15 protein-coding genes are annotated in these 18,513 nt (G+C 67.4%); 10 read left to right on the forward strand and 5 right to left on the reverse strand.

Annotated features, from left to right (window positions below):
- Window positions 1-3: 3 nt before the first annotated feature.
- From murJ to ACXYMN_RS16720, 3 genes are all read right to left on the reverse strand, one after another.
- On the reverse strand, window positions 4-1,551 hold the full coding sequence (gene murJ, locus ACXYMN_RS16710; protein WP_459014798.1) for a murein biosynthesis integral membrane protein MurJ: 1,548 nt from the start codon (window positions 1,549-1,551) through the stop codon (window positions 4-6).
- 236 nt (window positions 1,552-1,787) lie between these two features.
- Window positions 1,788-4,595 (reverse strand): [protein-PII] uridylyltransferase, encoded by a 2,808-nt coding sequence (locus ACXYMN_RS16715; protein WP_459014799.1) that lies wholly within the window; start codon window positions 4,593-4,595, stop codon window positions 1,788-1,790.
- A complete protein-coding gene (locus tag ACXYMN_RS16720; RefSeq protein ID WP_459014800.1) occupies window positions 4,555-5,736 on the reverse strand; it encodes a penicillin-binding protein activator in 1,182 nt (393 codons plus the stop codon). Before ACXYMN_RS16720 ends, ACXYMN_RS16715 begins: the two co-directional genes overlap by 41 nt.
- A 114-nt stretch (window positions 5,737-5,850) precedes the next feature.
- On the opposite strand from ACXYMN_RS16720, the gene rsmI reads away from it, so the two are divergent.
- The 3 genes from rsmI (at window position 5,851) to gshB (ending at window position 8,595) form a co-directional block, all read left to right on the forward strand.
- Complete coding sequence (gene rsmI, locus ACXYMN_RS16725) at window positions 5,851-6,726, forward strand: 16S rRNA (cytidine(1402)-2'-O)-methyltransferase (RefSeq protein WP_459014801.1); 876 nt, start codon at window positions 5,851-5,853, stop codon at window positions 6,724-6,726.
- Window positions 6,713-7,084 (forward strand): YraN family protein, encoded by a 372-nt coding sequence (locus ACXYMN_RS16730; RefSeq protein WP_459014802.1) that lies wholly within the window; start codon window positions 6,713-6,715, stop codon window positions 7,082-7,084. Before rsmI ends, ACXYMN_RS16730 begins: the two co-directional genes overlap by 14 nt.
- 575 nt (window positions 7,085-7,659) lie before the next feature.
- Window positions 7,660-8,595, forward strand: coding sequence for a glutathione synthase (gene gshB / locus ACXYMN_RS16735; protein WP_459014803.1), 936 nt, complete (start codon window positions 7,660-7,662; stop codon window positions 8,593-8,595).
- Here gshB and ACXYMN_RS16740 read toward each other — a convergent pair.
- Window positions 8,592-10,106, reverse strand: coding sequence for a YifB family Mg chelatase-like AAA ATPase (locus tag ACXYMN_RS16740; RefSeq protein WP_459014804.1), 1,515 nt, complete (start codon window positions 10,104-10,106; stop codon window positions 8,592-8,594). The genes gshB and ACXYMN_RS16740 overlap by 4 nt on opposite strands.
- Before the next feature lie 442 nt (window positions 10,107-10,548).
- Here ACXYMN_RS16740 and ACXYMN_RS16745 point away from each other — a divergent pair, with 442 nt between their 5' ends.
- The 6 genes from ACXYMN_RS16745 (at window position 10,549) to ACXYMN_RS16770 (ending at window position 16,223) form a co-directional block, all read left to right on the forward strand.
- Window positions 10,549-11,427 carry an RNA polymerase factor sigma-32 gene (locus ACXYMN_RS16745; protein WP_459014805.1) on the forward strand — a complete coding sequence of 293 codons (879 nt, stop codon included), beginning with the start codon at window positions 10,549-10,551 and terminating at the stop codon, window positions 11,425-11,427.
- Window positions 11,415-12,215: a ChaN family lipoprotein gene (locus ACXYMN_RS16750; protein ID WP_459014823.1), complete on the forward strand. Its 801-nt coding sequence runs from the start codon at window positions 11,415-11,417 to the stop codon at window positions 12,213-12,215. Before ACXYMN_RS16745 ends, ACXYMN_RS16750 begins: the two co-directional genes overlap by 13 nt.
- Before the next feature lie 84 nt (window positions 12,216-12,299).
- The gene (gene coaBC, locus ACXYMN_RS16755; RefSeq protein ID WP_459014806.1) at window positions 12,300-13,499 is read left to right on the forward strand and encodes a bifunctional phosphopantothenoylcysteine decarboxylase/phosphopantothenate--cysteine ligase CoaBC; all 1,200 of its coding nucleotides are present in this window, start codon (window positions 12,300-12,302) and stop codon (window positions 13,497-13,499) included.
- A 7-nt stretch (window positions 13,500-13,506) separates the two neighbouring features.
- Window positions 13,507-13,995 carry a dUTP diphosphatase gene (dut, locus tag ACXYMN_RS16760; RefSeq protein WP_459014807.1) on the forward strand — a complete coding sequence of 163 codons (489 nt, stop codon included), beginning with the start codon at window positions 13,507-13,509 and terminating at the stop codon, window positions 13,993-13,995.
- Window positions 13,995-15,038 carry a HesA/MoeB/ThiF family protein gene (locus ACXYMN_RS16765; RefSeq protein WP_459014808.1) on the forward strand — a complete coding sequence of 348 codons (1,044 nt, stop codon included), beginning with the start codon at window positions 13,995-13,997 and terminating at the stop codon, window positions 15,036-15,038. Before dut ends, ACXYMN_RS16765 begins: the two co-directional genes overlap by 1 nt.
- Before the next feature lie 252 nt (window positions 15,039-15,290).
- On the forward strand, window positions 15,291-16,223 hold the full coding sequence (locus ACXYMN_RS16770) for an HNH endonuclease (protein ID WP_459014810.1): 933 nt from the start codon (window positions 15,291-15,293) through the stop codon (window positions 16,221-16,223).
- 101 nt (window positions 16,224-16,324) lie between these two features.
- Here the strand turns inward: ACXYMN_RS16770 and ACXYMN_RS16775 are convergent, their stop codons facing one another.
- On the reverse strand, window positions 16,325-16,843 hold the full coding sequence (locus tag ACXYMN_RS16775) for a hypothetical protein (RefSeq protein ID WP_459014812.1): 519 nt from the start codon (window positions 16,841-16,843) through the stop codon (window positions 16,325-16,327).
- On the opposite strand from ACXYMN_RS16775, the gene ACXYMN_RS16780 reads away from it, so the two are divergent.
- Window positions 16,827-17,960, forward strand: a complete 1,134-nt coding sequence (locus ACXYMN_RS16780) for a hypothetical protein (protein ID WP_459014814.1) — start codon at window positions 16,827-16,829, stop codon at window positions 17,958-17,960. The two genes, ACXYMN_RS16775 and ACXYMN_RS16780, sit on opposite strands and share 17 nt — an antisense overlap.
- The last annotated feature ends 553 nt before the right edge of the window (window positions 17,961-18,513 follow it).

The following is an 18,513-nucleotide window of genomic DNA, read 5'->3' on the forward strand; positions in this document are numbered from 1 at the left end:
GGCTCAGCCCCTCTTGCGCCGAAAGGCCCTGATGAAGTCGCGCATGCGGAAAGCTCCCAGCAATTGTCCGAACCAGCCGTAGGACAGGATACCAACGGCGATCAGCCCTGTCAGCGCGAGATAGCGCCATCCTGCCCTGCCAAGAAACGGCCCGATGAGCAATTGTGTTCCCCACAGCGTCACCCCCATCAGCAGTGACGCCACGACAATGCGCCAGATCCGCGTCCGGCAGCGGTCGTCGAGCCGCGCCACGATGCCGAAGCGGCGGCTGCCGCGGCCCAGCAGCCAGACCATGCTCCAGGCGGCGGTCGAGGTCGCGATGGCGGGGGCGATCCAGCCGATCACCGGGGCGAGGCCGATGGCAAGCGCGGCGTTCACCACCATCGACACCAGCGCGTAGCGGAACGGCGCGCGGGTGTCCTCGCGGGCGAAGAACAGCGGTTGCAGCGTCTTTTGTAGCACGAAGGCGGGCAGGCCCAGCCCATAGATCGCCACCGCCACGGCAATGGCGGCGGTGTCGTCGGCGCCGGTGCGCCCACGCTCGAACAGGACCGAGACCAGCGGCAGGGGAATGACGATCAGCGCCACCGCAGCGGGGATGGTCAGGGCCAGCGCATATTCGCTGGCGCGGGAAAAGGCGTCGCGCCCGCCGATATCGTCGCCCGCCTTCAGGCGGCGCGACAGGTCGGGCAGCAGCACGATGCCGACGGCGATGCCGACGACGCCCAGGGGCAGCTGGTACAGCCGGTCGGCGGCATAGAGCCAGCCCACCGCCTTGTCGAATTGCGACGCGACCTGCTGGCCCACCAGCAGGTTGATCTGCATCACCCCGCCGGCCAGCGCCGCGGGCAAAGCGATCCGCACGAGGGCCTTCATCTCGGGCGACCAGACCGGTCGGCCGGGGCGCACGCGCAGCCCCGAGCGTTCCGCCGCGACCCAGACGAGCGCCAGTTGCGCCACGCCCGCAACCGGCACCGCCCAGACCAGCCAGAGCGCCACGTCGCCGCCGAGCCAGTAGCCCGTCAGCATCGCGGTGACGACGACGATATTGAGAAACACCGGGGCGGCGGCAGCAGCGGCGAAGTGCCCGCCCGCGTTGAGCGCGCCGGAAAACAGCGCCGCCAGCGAGATCAGCAAGACATAGGGAAAGCAGATCCGCCCGTAGCCGACGGTCAGATCGAAGCGTTCGTCGCCCACGAACCCGCCCGCGGTGGCATAGACCAGCGCGGGCATGAAGACCATCGCCAGCGCGGTCAGCGCCAGCAGCACGACGGCCAGCCCCGACAAGGCGTCGCGGGCAAATCCGAGCGGGTCCTCGTCGGCCTCGAGGCGCTTTGAGAACATCGGCACGAAGGCCGCGTTGAACGCGCCCTCGGCGAAGAAGCGGCGGAACATGTTGGGCAGGCGGAAGGCCGCGACAAAGGCGTCGAGGACGGGTCCGGGGCCGATCAGGGCGAGGATCACGATCTCGCGCGTGACGCCCAGCACACGGCTGGCCAGGGTCCAGAAACCCACGGTCATCATGCCGGACAACAGGCGGATCGGTTTCATGGGTCGCGCGGCCTCTTGCCCGGTGTGGGGATCGCGCCAGCACTAGCGGATCGCTGCGCGCGGTGGAAGGGGGCGGTTGCAGTGACATGTTCGCAGGGAGAGGTGCAGACGCGTCGAGGGTCGGGCGAGGCCCCGGGTCAGGCCCGGGGCAGCGGTGTGTGGGGCGGTGGGGGCGAGGCCCCGGATCGAGGCCGTGGCAGCGGTGGGTGGGGTAGCGGTGTGGGGTGCGGCCTGGCCTAGTCCCGCGCGCGTTCGGCACCGGCGGCGATGGCGTCGCGGAGGCGGCGTTCGATGGTGCGTTTCTTGGCGTCGGTGTAGAATTTGAGACCGAACATGTCCTTGACGTAGAAGCTGTCGACCACCTGTTCGCCATAGGTCGCGATCACCGCGCTGGCGATGTAGATATGCGATTCCGACAGGGTCCGCGCCAGATCGTAAAGCAGGCCCGGGCGGTCGCGGGTATCGACCTCGATGATGGTGTAGATCTCGGAGCCGTCATTGTCGAAGGTGATCGAGGTCGGCACCTTGAAGGCGCGTTCGCGTTTCTTGATCTTGTCGCGCGACTTGATGGCGTCGCGGGCCACGACCTCGCCCTTGAGGGTGCGGTCGATCATCGAGCGCAGGCGCGGCAGGCGGTCGGCCTCGTAGGGGGAGCCGTCGCCGTCCTGCACCCAGAAGGCCGCCGTGGCGAAGCCGTCCTTGGAGGTATAGGTGCGCGCGTCCACGACATTGGCCCCGACCAGCGCCAGCGCCCCCGCGAGCCGCGCGAAGATGCCCGGATGATCGACCAGGGCAAAGCAGACGCGGGTGGCGTCGCGGTCTTCGTCGGGGTGGATGTCGATGCGGATCTCGTCGGTGCCGATGTCGCGCAGCAACTCGGCGAAAACCAGGTGCGCGGTGATGTGCAGGCCCTGCCAGTAGGTCTTGTAGTGGCGGTTGGTCTCGATCCGCAGGTCCTTCTTGTCCCAGTGGGACAGCTTTTCGCGCAACAGTTTCTTGGCCTCGGTGCCGCGGTTTTCGCGGTTCAGCGCCTCCATGCCGTTTTCCAGCGCGTGGCGGGTCTGCCGATATAGCGCACGCAGCAGCGCCGCCTTCCAGTTGTTCCAGGTGCCGGGGCCGACGCCGCGGATGTCGCAGACGGTCAGCACGCACAAGAGGTCGAGCCGCTCGCCGGTCTGCACCGCCTTGGCGAAGTCGCGCACGGTGCGGGGGTCGGCGATGTCGCGCTTCTGCGCCATGTCGGACATCAGCAGGTGATAGCGGACCAGCCATTCGACGGTGGCGCATTCGGACTTGGACAGGCCGAGGCGGGGGGCGACGCGACGCGCGATCTTGGCCCCGAGCACGGAATGGTCCTCGTCCCGGCCCTTGCCGATATCGTGCAGCAGCAGCGCCACATAGAGCACCTTGCGGTTGATGCCCTCTTTCAGGATCGTGGAGGCGACGGGCAGTTCCTCGACCAGGTGCCCGTCCTCGATCTCGGAAAGGTGCCAGATGCACTGGATGGTGTGTTCGTCCACCGTGTAGTGGTGATACATGTTGAACTGCATCATCGCGACGATGGGCTCGAACTCGGGGATAAAGGCCGACAGCACGCCCAGTTCGTTCATCCGGCGCAGGGCGCGGTCGGGATTGCCGTGCTTGAGCAGCAGATCGAGGAAGATGCCCTGCGCCTCCTTGGCGTTGCGCATGTCGTCGTCGATCAGGTGCAGGTTGGCCTGGATCAGCCGCATCGCGTCGGGATGGATCAAGAGACCGGTGCGCAGGCCCTCTTCGTAGAGCCGCAGGATGTTCATCTTGTCGGACAGGAAGGCGTCGTCGTCCTTGATCGCCAGTCGACCGTGCAGCACCTTGTAGCCCGCGCGCACCCGGGGCGGGCGGTTGAAGATGCGCATCAGGAGCGGCGCGTCCTTCTTCTGCTCGGCCTCGAGCGCGGACAGGAAGATGCGGGTCAGATCGCCCACGGCAACGGCGTGGCGAAAGTAGGCCTGCATGAAGATCTCGACGCCGCGACGGCCCGCCCGGTCGGTAAAGCCCATGCGTTCGGCGACCGCGACCTGCATGTCGAAGGTCAGGTTCTCCATCGCGCGCTTGGAGATCAGGTGCAGGTGGCAGCGCACCGCCCAGAGGAAATTCTCGGCCTCGACGAAGGTGCGGTACTCTTCGGGGCGGAACACGCCCATGCCCAGAAGCGCGCCGGCATCGTCGGTGTGATGGACGTATTTCAGGATCCAGTAGAGCGATTGCAGATCGCGCAGCCCGCCCTTGCCTTCCTTGACGTTGGGTTCGACCACGTAGCGCTGGCCGCCCTGCTTTTCGTGGCGGGCCTCGCGTTCGGCAAGCTTGGCCTCGACGAACTCGGCCTCGGTGCCGTGAAACAGGTCGTCGCGCAGCCGCGTCTCGAGCTTGTGCGACAGCGGCGCGTGGCCGGTGACGTGGCGGCTTTCGAGCATCGCGGTGCGGATGGTGAAATCCTCGCGCCCGAGGCGCAGGCAGTCCTTGATGGTGCGCGACGCGTGCCCGACCTTCAGCTTCAGGTCCCACAGGATGTAGAGCATCGATTCGATGACGCTCTCGGCCCAGCCGGTGATCTTGTAGGGGTTGAGAAACAGCAGGTCGACATCCGAGAAGGGGGCCATTTCGCCGCGGCCATAGCCGCCGACCGCGAGCACCGCGAGGTGCTGCGCCTCGGTCGGGTTGGGCATGCGGTGCAGGCGTTCGGTGGCGACCTCGAAGCTGAGCGCGACGACGCCGTCGGTGACCCAGGTATAGGCGCGGGTGACGGCATGGGCGCGGAACGGTTCTTCGGCGAAGGCGCGGGCGATTTCGGCGCGGGCGGCGTCGCGCGCGGCACCGAGGATGCGCACGGTCGTGTCGCGCACCGCCCGTTCGTCACGTTCGTCGCCGATTGCCGCCCAAAGCGAGTCGCGGATGCTGTCGCGGTCGAACAGCGCCTCGGGCGGCAGGATCAGCTCAGGGGCCGCGGTTGCGGCCGCCTGAAGTTCAGAAGCCGGCACCGCCGAAGGCGCGAGGGGCGGGGTCAAGGATGGTCACCTGCTGGTTGCGGACAGTCGCCACGGCGAGCCCACGTTCGTTGGTCCCGTCGGGCAGGAAGCGGAATACACCGCTCGCGCCCTGGAAGCCAGCGCTTTGGGTCAGCGAGGCGGCCCCGATGGTGGCCCCCCGACCGCGTCCGGCCAATGCGCCGATCGCGGCGATCCCGTCGAAGGCAAGGGCGGCCAGCGGATGCGGCGCGCCGCCATAGGCCGCCTGGTAGCGGCTTTCGAAGGACGCGATGGCGGTGCGGTCCGGCATGGCGAAGAAAGCGCCCTCGATACCGGCGAGCTTGAATCCGTCGGTGCGCGCATCCCAGCGTGTCAGGCCCATGTATTGCGTGGTGGCGGGGTCGATACCCTGCTCGGGGGCGAGTTGCAGGACGACCGAAAGGCCGCCTTCCCAGCTGTCGGTGAGAAACAGCGCATCGGCAGTGCCCGAGGCGATCAGCGGCTTGATGCGCCCGATTGCCGCGGTGAGGCTTTCGGTGGTCAGATCGTAGCCCTGGGTGCCGACCACGCGCGCGCCGTTGCGCGCGGCGGCGGACTGGATCGCGTTGCGGCCGATCTGGCCTGCGATGTTGTCCTGGTAAAGCACGGCGATGTCGTCCTTGCCCTGGCGCGCGCCATAGGAAACCAGCCGGTTGGCGTTGTTCTGGAAGGTGTGGCCAAGAATGAACAGGTTGCCGCCCGCGATGGTCGGATTGTTCGAGAAGCTGAGCACCGAGACGCCCTCGTCGGCCACCGCGATCGCCGCGGCATTGGCGGCTTCGCCGAACAGCGGCCCGAGAATCGCCACGGCGCCTTCGTCGACGGCCCGCTGGGCCACCGCGGCGGCGGTCGCCGGTTGACCGGCGGTGTCATAGACGCGCAGGTCGATGGTGACGCCGCCCAGGCTTTGCATGGCGAGGCGGGCGGCATTCTCGAGGTCGCGCGGAATGACACCCGTGTTGCTGTCCGAGCGCGGCAGCAGCAGCGCCACGGGCACCGGCTTGGACGGATCGATCGCAGAGCCGCCTCCGGGCAGGCTGTTGGCGATCATCGAGGCATCGCAGGCCGCGAGGGCGAAAAGCCCCGTGGCCAGGGTCAGGCGGCGCAATGCGCGACGGACGGTTTTGAATGTGGCAAACATCTGGTACGGGGCTCCCTCGGTCCGGCAGTTTTATCGGCACGACCGGCCCGCCGGGTCCGGTGTGTGCATGTCAGGCCGGATCGACAATAGAACAGCGAGGATGGGCGTCCAACCATGAAACCGGATAACAGCAGGGTTTCGCCCGGATTGACGCTGGTCGCAACACCCATCGGAAATGCGCGCGACATCACGCTGCGGGCGCTTGACGTGCTGGCGGGCGCGGATGTGCTGGCGGCAGAGGACACGCGCAGCCTGCGGCGGTTGATGGAGATCCACGGAATCGGTGTCGGCGGGCGACCGTGCCTTGCCTACCACGAACATAACGGCGCCAAGATGCGGCCCCGGCTGCTGGCGGCGATGGCCGAGGGCAAGAGCGTGGCCTATGCGTCGGAGGCGGGCACGCCGATGATTTCGGATCCGGGCTTCGATCTGGCGCGCGCGGCACTGGCAGAGGGCCTTGAGGTGACCGCCGCACCGGGGGCTTCGGCGGTGATCACGGCGCTGACCGTGGCGGGATTGCCCATCGACAGGTTCCTGTTTGCGGGGTTCCTGCCCAACGCGACGGCGGCCCGGCGGGCGCAGCTGACAGAGCTGCGCGCGGTGCCGGCGACGCTGGCCTTCTACGAATCGCCCAAGCGGCTGGGCGCGATGCTGCGCGCGGCGGCAGAGACCCTGGGCGAGACGCGCCAGGCCGCGGTGTGCCGGGAATTGACCAAGAAATTCGAGGAAGTGCGGCGCGGATCATTGGCGGACCTGGCGGAATTTTACGCAAATACCGCCGCCCGCGGCGAAGTGGTGGTGCTGATCGGTCGGGGGGATTCGGAGAAAATTAGCGAATCGGATGTTACACAGGCGCTGGAACAGGCGCTTGAGACGATGTCGGTGCGCGACGCGGCGGATGCGGTCGCGGGCATGTTCGGCGTCAAGAAACGGTCGGTCTATCAGCAGGCCATGCAGATCAGGAGGCACGAACGCGATGGGGATGATTGATCCGGCACTCGGGCAGATGGCCTATCACGGCGGTCGGGCCGCGGAAGCGACGGTGGCGGCGGATTATGCCCGGCGGGGCTATGCGGTTGCGCATGAACGCTGGCGGGGCCGGTCGGGCGAAATCGATCTGATCCTGCGGGACGCCGGGGCGCTGGTCTTCGTCGAGGTCAAGAAAAGCCGGTCTTTCGCACGTGCCGCCGAACGGGTGTCGGCCCGCCAGATGGCGCGGCTCTGTGCGGCGGCGGAAGAATTTGTTGCCAATGAACCGAATGGCGCGCTGACCGACATGCGCTTTGACGTGGCATTGCAGAACGCCCAAGGCGAAATCTCGATCATCGAGAATGCATTCGGGGCATGATGGCGCGGGGTCCGGGCGGTCGATGCCCGAGGGACGACGGGCGGCGGATGTAGCGGGCAGGGCGTGGCTGGGCATGGCTGGGCATGGCTGGGACGGGCGCTGCGGGGCATTTCGTTCAGCGCATCCGGGTCAAGCCATCGAGCCAGGGTTCTGTCGGGGAATGCCAGAGGATTGCTGAGTGTTGAGCGCTGAGTGTTGATTGATGGTTGCTTCCCGCTGAATGCTGAATGCTGGATGCTGGATGCTGGATGCTGGATGCTGGATGCTGGATGCTGGATGCTGGATGCTGGATGCTGGATGCTGGATGCTGGATGCTGGATGCTGGATGCCGAATGCTGAATACTAAATACTGAATGCTGGTGGCGGGTGGCGCTTGTGGCGGGTGGGCGCAGTGCCGCGATGGGCAGCCCTAACACCGACGCGTCCCGTGCGCACACCCAACCGCCCGGTCCGCACGCCGAACCGCCCTGTCTGCGCGCCGATCCGATCGGTCCGCGGAACGGGCGGCATTGCCCCCGCCGGGTTTGTGACGCATCTCTAGGGCTGGTCACCACAGCCTTGCGAAGGACGCCCGCATGAAAGTTGCCATTCAGATGGACCCGATCGGTCCGGTCAATATCGACGCCGATTCCACCTTTCGCATCGCCGAGGAAGCACAGGCCCGGGGCCACACGCTGTTCTATTACCTGCCCGATGCGCTGGCCTATGAGGAGGGGCGCATCACCGCGCGCGGGCAATCGCTCACGGTTCGGCGCGCGCGTGGCAACCACGTCGACCTCGGCGAGATGCGGTCCGTCGACCTGGCAGAATATGACGTGGTGTGGCTGCGCCAGGACCCGCCCTTCGACATGCACTACATCACGACCACGCATCTGCTGCAGCGGCTGTCGGCGACGACGCTGGTGGTCAACGATCCGTTCTGGGTGCGCAATTTCCCCGAAAAGCTGCTGGTCCTCGACTTCCCCGACCTGACACCCCCCACCGCCGTCGCGCGCGATCTTGCGACCCTCAAGGCGTTCCGGGACAGGCACGGCGACATCATCCTGAAACCGCTCTACGGCAATGGCGGCGCGGGGGTCTTCAAGCTGACCGCGGACGACCGCAACCTGACCTCCCTGCACGAATTGTTCACCGGCTTCTCGCGCGAACCGCTGATCGTGCAGAAATACCTGCCCGCGGTCACCAAAGGCGACAAGCGGGTGATCCTTGTGGACGGCGTTCCGGTGGGGGCGATCAACCGGGTGCCCGCGACGGGCGAAGTGCGCTCGAACATGCACGTGGGCGGGCGGCCGGAAAAGGTCGCGCTGACCGACCGCGACCACGAGATCTGCGCCCGCATCGGTCCCCTGTTGCGCGAGAAGGGCCAGATCTTCGTCGGCATCGACGTCATCGGCGACTGGCTGACCGAGATCAACGTGACCTCGCCCACCGGTATCCAGGAACTCGAGCGTTTCGATGGCACCAATGTCGCCGCGAAGATCTGGGAGGCGATCGAAGCGCGGCGCGCCTAGGTTTCGCGCTGGGTGACCAGGCGGTAGCCAAGCGCTTCGGCCACATGCGGGCGCGCAACGGCGTCGGACCCTTCGAGGTCGGCGATGGTGCGGGCGACGCGCAGGATGCGGTGATAGCCACGCGCCGACAGGCTGAAGCGTTCCGCCGCGCGGGTCACCAGGTCGCGGCTCTCAGAGGAGAGCGGCGCGATGTCTTCAAGCGCCTGACCCTCGACATCGGCATTGGTGCGAAAGCCCGAATCCGCCCCGAACCGGGCAGTTTGCCGTCCCCGGGCGGCGGCGACGCGGTCGGCCACGACCAAGGAGCTGTCGCCGGATGCGGGCGTATCGAGGTCGCGAAAAGCGACCGGGGGCACCTCGATGCGCAGATCGAACCGGTCCATGAGCGGGCCTGAGATGCGCCCCAGGTAGTCCTCGCCACAGATCGGCGCGCGGGAACAGGCTCGTGCGGGATCGGGCAGGTAGCCGCAACGGCACGGGTTGGCGGCGGCGATCAGCATGAACCGGCAGGGGTAGGTCACATGCGCATTGGCGCGCGCGACCATGACCTCGCCGGATTCGATGGGTTGCCGCAGGGTTTCCAGCACGGTGCGGGGAAATTCCGGGAACTCGTCCATGAACAGCACACCGTTATGCGCCAGGCTGATCTCGCCCGGCGCGGCGCGCCGCCCGCCACCGACGATGGCCGCCATCGACGCGGTGTGATGCGGCGACCGGAACGGGCGCGCCCGGGAAATGCCGCCTTCGTCCAGCAACCCCGCGAGCGAGTGGATCATCGACGTCTCCAGCGCCTCGATCGGCGACAGCGGCGGCAGGATGCCGGGCAGGCGCGCGGCAAGCATGGACTTGCCCGACCCGGGCGTGCCCACCAGCATCAGGTGATGGCGTCCCGCCGCCGCTATCTCGAGCGCGCGCTTGGCCCGCTCCTGGCCCTTCACGTCGCGCAGGTCGCGTGACAGCGCGGGCATCTGCACCTCGCCCGCGACGCAGGGTGTCAGGGGGGCCTGGCCGGTGAAATGCTGCAGCAACTGCAACAGGCTGTCGGCGCCGATCACCTGGCAGGCCTCGACCCAGGCGGCCTCCGCGCCCGACGCGCGCGGGCAGACCAGACCGCGCGCGCCTTCCGCCGCGGCGAGGGCCGCGGGCAAGGCGCCCGCCACCGGCACCAATGTGCCGTCGAGGGACAGTTCGCCCAGAGCGACCGCGCCCGAGACCGCATCGCGGGGCAGGATGTCGAGTGCCGCGAGCAGGCTCATGGCGATGGGAAGGTCGAAATGCGAGCCCTCTTTCGGCAGGTCCGCGGGCGACAGGTTCACGGTGATGCGCTTCGACGGCAGCGCGATGGACAGAGACGACAGCGCGGTCCGCACCCGGTCGCGGGCTTCGGAGACAGCCTTGTCGGGCAGGCCGACGATCGAGAAGGCGGGCAGGCCGGGGGTGACCGCGCATTGCACCTCGACCATGCGGGCCGCGACGCCTTCGAAGGCGACGGTATATGCTTCTGCGACCAAGACCTCGCTCCTCACGCCGGACGGACCATGCTGCCCGTCTTGTGGTTAGCGAATGGTTAACGCGGCCCGCCGGTGCGCGAGAGGGGGCGCGCCTTGGGGCGCCGACGGGATCGCGCGGCAACGCTACCCCGGCGCACAATTTTCGACCCCTGCCGCGGGGGGCGATCCGGGCGTGCCATAGCCCGCTTTGAGGTGGCGACAAGGGGGAAAGGGCGGCAGGAAAGACAAGCGGGGTCAAGGGGCTACGCAGATCGCGTGCCGCGCATTTCTGGCGCGCGCAGATGCGCGGGCAGGCGGGCGGCCCTTTGCATTCATTGCGGAAAATCACCCGGCATGCGAAATTTTATGGAAACCGGATGTGATCCGGAAGCGTTCTCTTCCCGTAGAACTCTCTGAAGCGACCATGAACAGTTTTCTACGAATTCCACTTGGGGGAGTTACTATGGCACTAGATGGTTTCAACGATCAGACCCTGTCGCGGCGGGCAATGAAGGCTGAACTGCTGGATGCGGAAACCGAGTTGCGCCTGGCCTATGCGTGGCGCGACCAGCGCTGCGAACAGTCGCTGCACCGGTTGATCACCGCCTATATGCGGCTGGCGATCTCGATGGCATCCAAGTTCAAGCGGTACGGCGCGCCGATGCCGGACCTGATCCAGGAAGCGGGCCTGGGGTTGATGAAGGCCGCCGAGAAGTTCGATCCGGATCGCGGCGTGCGATTTTCGACCTATGCGGTCTGGTGGATCAAGGCTTCGGTGCAGGATTACGTGATGCGCAACTGGTCGATGGTGCGGACCGGGTCGACATCGTCGCAGAAGTCGCTGTTTTTCAACATGCGCCGGGTGCAGGCCCAGATCGAGCGCGAAGCCGCGGCCAGCGGTCACAGCCTCGACCGGCACCAGTTGCGGCAGATGATCTCGACCGAGATCGGCGTGCCGCTGCATGACGTCGAGATGATGGAGGGGCGTCTGTCCGGGTCCGATTTCTCGCTCAATGCGACGCAGTCGGTGGACGACGAGGGCCGCGAATGGATCGATGCGCTGGAAGACGACAGCGCGCAGGCGGCGGAGCTTGTGGAGGACGACCACGATACCGCGCGGCTGCGCGACTGGCTGGTCGATGCGCTGAACCAGCTCAATGATCGCGAGCGCTTTATCGTGCGCGAACGCAAGCTGCGCGACCAGACACGGACGCTCGAAAGCCTCGGAAACGAGCTTGGCCTTTCGAAAGAGCGCGTGCGCCAGCTTGAGGCGGCGGCGTTCCAGAAGATGCGCAAGACGCTGGAAAGCCAGTCGCGCGAGGTTCACGCATTTCTCGCCTGACGATCGCCCTTGGCCTGATCCTGTGCGCCCCCGCGGTTCTTGCCGACGGGGGCGATGCGGTTGGCTATGGCGCGGCGGACGTGGTGTTTCTGGGCGAGCAGCACGACAACCCGGCGCATCACGCGCGCCAGGCCCGACTGGTCGCTGAGATCGCGCCCAAGGCGCTGGTCTTCGAGATGCTGACGCCGGAGCAGGCCGGGCGCATCACCCGCGATCTGCTGGCGGACGAGGCTCTGCTGGAAGCGCGACTGGGCTGGAATGACAGCGGCTGGCCCGACTTTTCGCTGTATTATCCGATCTTTGCTGCCGCGCCCGAAGCCACGGTTTTCGGCGCGGCGATTCCGCGCGACGAGGCGCGCCGCGCGATGGAGACCGGCATCGCCGGGGCCTTCGGCGCCAAGGCCGCGCGCTTTGGGTTGACCGCGCCGCTGGATCCCGGCGAACAGGCGGCACGCGAATTGATGCAGGCCGAGGCACATTGCGACGCGCTGCCCGAGGACATGTTGCCGGTGATGGTCGATATCCAGCGGCTGCGCGACGCTAGCCTGGCGGAGGCCGCGTTGACTGCGCTGGTCGTTCACGGCGCGCCGGTCGTCGTGATCACCGGCAACGGCCACGCGCGGCCCGACTGGGGCGCACCGGCGCTGCTGGCGCAAGCGGACCCGGGCGTGGTCATCGCGACCCTGGGGCAGGGAGAGGTCGGTGCACCGCCGCCCGAGGGCGGCTTTGACTGGGTCGAGGTCGCACCGCCGGTTGACCGCGACGACCCCTGCGCGGCGTTCCGGTAACGCGCGCCCGGCTTGTGCGCGGTGCTGTGCGTCTTTAGAGCTTGGGGTCAGGTAACACGTGTCGGCAACAGGGGCGGGCGGCGGATGTTTGCAGGCAAACGCATTCTCTTGATCATCGGCGGGGGCATCGCGGCGTATAAAAGCCTCGATCTGATCCGCCGATTGCGCGAACGGGGGGCGGCGGTGACGCCGGTCATGACCCGGGCGGCGGGCGAGTTCGTCACCCCCTTGTCGGTGGCGGCCCTGGCCGGGCAGGCGGTGCATCAGGATCTTTTCGATCTGACGCAAGAAGCCGAGATGGGCCATATCCAGCTGTCGCGGGTGGCGGACCTCGTGGTGGTGGCACCCGCGACGGCGGACCTGATGGCCAGGATGGCTGTCGGGCGGGCGAACGATCTGGCCTCGACGCTGCTGCTGGCGACGGACACACCGGTGCTGATCGCGCCCGCGATGAACGTGCGGATGTGGGAACACGCGGCGACGGCGCGCAACCTCGAGGTGCTGCGCGGCGATGGTGTTGCGGTGGTCGGGCCGAACGACGGCGACATGGCCTGCGGCGAGTTCGGCCCCGGGCGGATGTCGGAGCCGCTGGAAATCGTGGAAGCGATTGCCGCGCAGATCGCGGATGGGCCGCTGCGGGGGCGCCGGATCGTGGTGACCTCGGGGCCGACGCACGAGCCCATCGATCCGGTGCGCTATATCGCCAACCGGTCCTCCGGGGCGCAGGGCACGGCGATTGCACGGGCGTTGACGGCGCTCGGCGCGGAGGTGGTCTTTGTCACCGGCCCGGCGGATGTGGCCTCGCCGGACGGCGTCGAGCTGCGCAGGGTCGAGACCGCAAGGCAGATGCGCGACGCGACGCTGGCGGCCCTGCCCGCCGACGCGGTGGTCTGCGCCGCCGCGGTGGCCGACTGGCGCATGGCGGAGGCCGCCACCTCGAAGATCAAGAAGACCGGCGCCGGGCTGCCGGTGCTGCAATTCGCCGAAAACCCGGACATTCTGGCCGAGATCTCGCAGCTTCGGGAGGGGCGTCCGGGGCTGGTGGTGGGCTTTGCCGCCGAGACCGACGATGTCGTGGCCAATGCCACGGCCAAGCGCCTGCGCAAGGGCTGCGACTGGATCGTCGCCAATGACGTCTCGCCCGCGACCGGGATCATGGGCGGCACGGAAAACGCGGTGACGGTGATTTCGCAGGCGGGTGCGGAAGCCTGGCCGCGGATGGGCAAGCACGAGGTCGCGACCCGGCTGGCGGCGAAGATTGCCGAGGCGCTGGGCAAGCCCTGAGGGCGGAATGCGTATTTGGAAAATGGAAAAGGCCGCGGGTTTGGTTCAGATACGGATGATGTGGGACGACGGCGCTGACAGGTCGCTGGGGCTGCCGGCCTATGCCAGTGCCGGGGCCGCGGGGGCCGATCTGCGCGCCAATCTTGCCGATCGAGGAGAGGTCACGCTGGCGCCCGGGGGCCGGGCGCTGGTGCCCACGGGGCTGCGGCTGGCGATCCCCGAGGGGGTCGAGGTGCAGGTGCGGCCACGGTCGGGGCTGGCGCTGAAGCACGGGATCACGCTGCCCAACGCGCCCGGGACCATCGATTCGGACTATCGCGGGCCGCTCGGGGTGATCGTGATGAATGCCGGGGCCGAGCCGGTGCGTATCGTGCATGGCATGCGGATCGCGCAGATGGTGGTGGCCCCGGTGCTGCGGGCCGAATTCGAGGCGGTCGAGGCGCTGGACGGGACCACGCGCGGCGCGGGTGGCTTCGGCTCCACGGGGGTTGACTGATGGTGTTGGTGCTGGCGCTGGTCGGGGTGCTCTGGGGGATCGGGCATGTCATGGGCACGCCGAAGCAGGCGCGTCTGATCATGGTCGGCCTGCTGTTCGTGGCATTGCTGGCGGCGCATGTGGTGCTGCCGGACGGCCATCCGCTGCGCGAGATGACCGGCGGGTCGGCGGCGCCCTGGTTGATCCTTGCCGCCGGGATCGCGGTGGTGCTGGCGTATCGGCAGGTGCTGGTGCGGTTGCGCGCCCGGGCCGAGAGCGCGCAGGCGGCGGCGAACCCGGCCAGGCCGCGCGGCACCTTTTCGTCCGTCGAGCTTGACCGCTACGCCCGACACATCGTGCTGCGCGAGCTGGGCGGGCCCGGGCAGAAGGCGCTGAAGGAGGCGCGGGTTCTGGTGCTGGGTGCGGGCGGGCTCGGGTCGCCGGTGTTGCAATACCTCGCGGCGGCGGGCGTCGGCACCATCGGGGTGATCGACGACGACCTGGTCGAGAACGCCAACCTGCAACGCCAGGTGATCCATCGGGATGCGGATATCGGCATCGCCAAGGTGTTTTCGGCCCAGGCGGCGATGCGGGCGCAGAACCCCAATGTCACCGTGCGCCCCTATCATCGGCGGCTGAATGGCGAGATCGCCGCCGATCTGTTCGCCGATTACGATGTGATCCTCGATGGCACCGACAATGCCGAGACCCGGTATCTGGCGAACCAAGTGGCGGTGGCGGCGGGCAAGCCGCTGGTATCGGGCGCGCTGAGCCAGTGGGAAGGCCAGCTGTCGGTTTTCGATCCAGCCCGCGGCGCGCCCTGTTACCGGTGCGTTTTTCCCGAACCCGTGGCGGCGGGGCTGGCGCCATCCTGCGCCGAGGCGGGGGTGCTGGGCCCGTTGCCCGGCGTGGTGGGCGCGATGATGGCTGTCGAGGCCATCAAGGTGGTGACCGGGGCGGGTGCGGCGCTGCGCGGCGAGATGCTGATCTATGACGCGCTTTGGGGCGAGACCAGCAGAATCGCGCTGAAGCGGCGGGCGGATTGTCCGGACTGTGGCGGATAGCAATCGTCATGCTTTGATCGAGGGCCTGGTGGGGCCAGTGCTGCGATGTCGCATGACCGCGGGCGCACGTTGCCGGATCGGGCGCGTGGTGCGGGTGGCAGGGGGCGCTGCCCGGCCGTTAATTGCGCCAATCTGAGCCGGCGCCCGATTGTGGTGGGCAGCGGGCGGCTAGTTCAAAAAATCACAGCGCCATACGCGCATGCGCCCAAAGGAAATCCTTGCATCTCTGCTAGTTACGGCTTTCCTGGGCGCATGGTAAAGCTTGTCCTCCTGCACAAGGCCGACTCGATCTACGAGGACGAGCCTGACGTCGTTTATGACTTCCCGCGCTCCTACCTGAAGGCGGTTGAGGCCGCCGTTGGCGACTGGATTGTCTACTACGAGCCGGTGAAGGCCGGGCCACGGGGCTACTTCGCGGTGGCGAAGATCGACCGGGTGATCCCGAAGCCTGGTGTCGATGGGCGCTTTCTGGCCCTGATCGCGCCCAGCAGCTTCCTTCCCTTCGACCGGGAGGTGCCGCGGCTGATGCAGGGCCGGCCCATGGAAGCCGCGCTGACCGAGCCCGATGGCTCGCCGAAGAAGGGTGGGGCTGTGCAGCTTGCAGTGAGGCGGTTGCCCGAGGCGGATTTCGCCCGCATCGTAAACCTCGGCTTGCCTCAGGAACTGGAGCAAATCGAGGCGACCCGCTATGACTCGCGGAGGGACGAAGTTGACGAGGGGGCTGCAATCTTCGAACGCCCGGTGCTTGAGCGGCTCACCCGACGGCCCTATCGCGATGTTGCGTTCCGCCGGAAGGTGCGCGAGGCCTACGGCCACCGCTGCGCAATGTCCGGACTGATGCTGCGCAATGGCGGCGGGCGGCCCGAGGTGCAAGCGGCGCATATCCGCCCCGTGGAAAGCCGGGGCAGCGACTCGGTGCGCAACGGGCTGGCGTTGTCGGGGACGCTGCACTGGATGTTCGACCGCGGCCTGGTCTCCGTCGCTGACGACTGCGAGACGATCCTCGTGTCGCACAACAAGGTGCCGGGCGATGTCGTGGGACGGCTTCTTGCTCCCGACGGCAAGCTGGTGCTGCCCGAGGACCCACGGAACGCGCCCCATCCGGAGAACCTGCGCTGGCACCGTGAAAACGTCTTCGGCCGCGGTATGCCCGATGGGCCGACCCCGTGGGGCGGCGCCGGCTGAGCAGTGGGTTCGACGCGGCGTGCATGGGCGAGGACGAAGTCGTCAACGCAAAAGGGCGCAGCAAGCGCTGCGCCCCTGTTTGGAACGGGATGGCGGGCCTATCAGGCTGCGGGCTGGTGGCGCTCGGCCAGGTCGGAGGGGCAGAGCGGGTGCGCGGCGATCTTCTTCGCATTCGCCGCACTCGCGTTGTTGAGCAGTTCCCGGAAGAGAACGCCGAGAAAACGCGGGTCAGCCCCCTCGGGATCGGCCAGGATCTCGGCGAGCGTCGCCTTCATCGCGCGCAGCTGGCCCTCCCGGACCTTCTGCTGGGCGTTCGCGACGCGTGCACCGGCCGTCGCGATGTTGTGGATCGTCTTCTGCTGGTGGGAATCCAGCGCGTTGAAGTCGATGAGCGGCGGCTTCTTGCGGCGCTTCTTCGCCTCGGGCTGCGGCTGTGAGGTTTCGGGGGAGCCCGTCATGGGCTGTTTCTTTGGTTCGTCGTTCATAAGGTCTTCCTTGTTCGGGGTATCTGGGGTGGGCCATCCCGACCCAAGAATGATCTTGTTCTGATCGATTTCGTCCGGAAGCGATTCCCGGAAAAAACCATTCTTCGGGCGGCCTGCCTTGCTCCACTGGGTCATCGACCTTTCCGCCCAGCGCCGCGATAGCGTGGATGAGCGATTTGCGGGCCGCTGCCACCTGCTCGCGCATGCCTATTGGCAACAGGTTTGCGATCTTCACGATCGCATCGTCCGCCCGGCGAATGTCCTCGAACGCCCCGGCGACTTCCTCTCGTGCCTCGGTCCGCTGTTCTGTCCGCAGGAGATCAATCGCCTTTCCGAAGAGACGCTTCGCCAGCGTCGGTTTGCTCGAGACGGGACCTTCATCACCTTCGCCCCTCTTGTCTTGTTCCAGCTCGGCGAGGTCGCCGTCCGCGACGGCCTGCGTCACCGCCAGCACTTCGTCCGCCTCGCGATCCTTCTGCTCCGCCTGCTCCTCGCGCTCGGTGACGGCGGCTTCGGCTTTGAGGGCGCTCTCCTCGCGGCGCTGGACCTTGGTGTCGCGCTCAGCGAGCTTGCGCTCCTGTGCCTCGCGCCATTTACGCGTGCTGACATGCTGCCGATACTCCGGCAGAGGCTCCTCGGCCTCTTCCAGCCGCTGCCCCTTCTTCTGGTCCTTTCGCAGTTGCGTGTTGTGCGCGATGGCCTCGCGGACCTTTTCCTTCCGGCGCTCGCCCCGCTTCAGCCCGATCCAAGCCGCCGCGAACCAGGCGCCGACATCGTCCTGACCCTTCTCGTAGTCGCGGATCACCGGGTGCTGCGAGGGCCGAAGCATCATGCGCCCGTCTTTGGCGATGGCGCGCGGCAGGATCACGGCGTGGATGTGATAGGCCTGCTCGTCACGGTCAGCGCGTGCATGGACGCAGTCGTCTCCGAAGGTCTTCCTGAGCCAGGCAACACCGAGCCTCTGGAAGGCCTGCTCGCGGGTCTCGTAGCCTTCGTCGAAGGGATCACCATTGGTCCCCTCGAACCACTCGGCATTGGCCGTCAGGATGACCTCCCGCAGTGGACCATGGCGCGTCGGCCGCCAGGGATCCTTGGCGCCTTCTACGAGGCGCCGCTCGATCTCGCTCGTGCGCCGCCGCTTCCGGAGCCGCGCCAGCTCGCGATCGAAGTTCGCGAGGCGCATCCGCTGGATCTCCCGGCGAACGAACTGCGCCCAGTCCTCACGCCCGATGAGGCGCTCGTTCAGCTTTGATCGGGATCGATCAACATGACCGACATCACCGCCTTCGCGCTTGCGATGCTTCTCGTAGCCTGGAAGGTCCTCCGGTCGAAGACCCTGCATCCGCATGACCACCGGATGCTCCTGCTGCGCCGCTTCAATCTCTCGACCTCCTGCTTGGGAGGACGGGAGATCGGATCATCGCACTGGGGGCGGAAACGCAAGGTTTCGGAGGGAGGGAGGATGTGGGCTATGGCTTCCACAGCAACAACCCATAGCGATCCGAGCGGGGCGGATACTGGGTCAGTCGGTTGCCCAAATTGCCAGATCGCCGAAACCGCCTCGGCTTGCTCCAGGTCCGCTCCGGGCACTGCACGTGGCGACGGAATTCGACCGCTTTCAGCCCTTCTCCGACATTCGTGCCTGGCGCAGCATTGAGCCGAGCCCAGGGCATGAGGGCGGAGGGACTAAGCCGCTCCGCGGCAATGGTGCCCGTGGCTGGCGTCGGTGCGTCATCTCAGCGTTTTTCTATGTGGCCGGGCTTTCTGGGCTGACGATTGGGGTCTTCCCACCGTCAGACAGGAGG

It is taken from the genome of Roseivivax sp. CAU 1753, from assembly GCF_054482575.1.

Coding starts and splice junctions, on each gene's coding strand:
- ACXYMN_RS16775 (WP_459014812.1), bottom strand. CDS start 16,843: ATGACCCAGTGGAGCAAGGCAGGCCGCCCGAAGAATGGTTTTTTCCGG.
- ACXYMN_RS16765 (WP_459014808.1), top strand. CDS start 13,995: ATGGTGTTGGTGCTGGCGCTGGTCGGGGTGCTCTGGGGGATCGGGCAT.
- ACXYMN_RS16730 (WP_459014802.1), top strand. CDS start 6,713: ATGGGGATGATTGATCCGGCACTCGGGCAGATGGCCTATCACGGCGGT.
- rsmI (WP_459014801.1), top strand. CDS start 5,851: ATGAAACCGGATAACAGCAGGGTTTCGCCCGGATTGACGCTGGTCGCA.
- murJ (WP_459014798.1), bottom strand. CDS start 1,551: ATGAAACCGATCCGCCTGTTGTCCGGCATGATGACCGTGGGTTTCTGG.
- dut (WP_459014807.1), top strand. CDS start 13,507: ATGCGTATTTGGAAAATGGAAAAGGCCGCGGGTTTGGTTCAGATACGG.
- ACXYMN_RS16720 (WP_459014800.1), bottom strand. CDS start 5,736: ATGTTTGCCACATTCAAAACCGTCCGTCGCGCATTGCGCCGCCTGACC.
- ACXYMN_RS16745 (WP_459014805.1), top strand. CDS start 10,549: ATGGCACTAGATGGTTTCAACGATCAGACCCTGTCGCGGCGGGCAATG.
- coaBC (WP_459014806.1), top strand. CDS start 12,300: ATGTTTGCAGGCAAACGCATTCTCTTGATCATCGGCGGGGGCATCGCG.
- gshB (WP_459014803.1), top strand. CDS start 7,660: ATGAAAGTTGCCATTCAGATGGACCCGATCGGTCCGGTCAATATCGAC.
- ACXYMN_RS16770 (WP_459014810.1), top strand. CDS start 15,291: ATGGTAAAGCTTGTCCTCCTGCACAAGGCCGACTCGATCTACGAGGAC.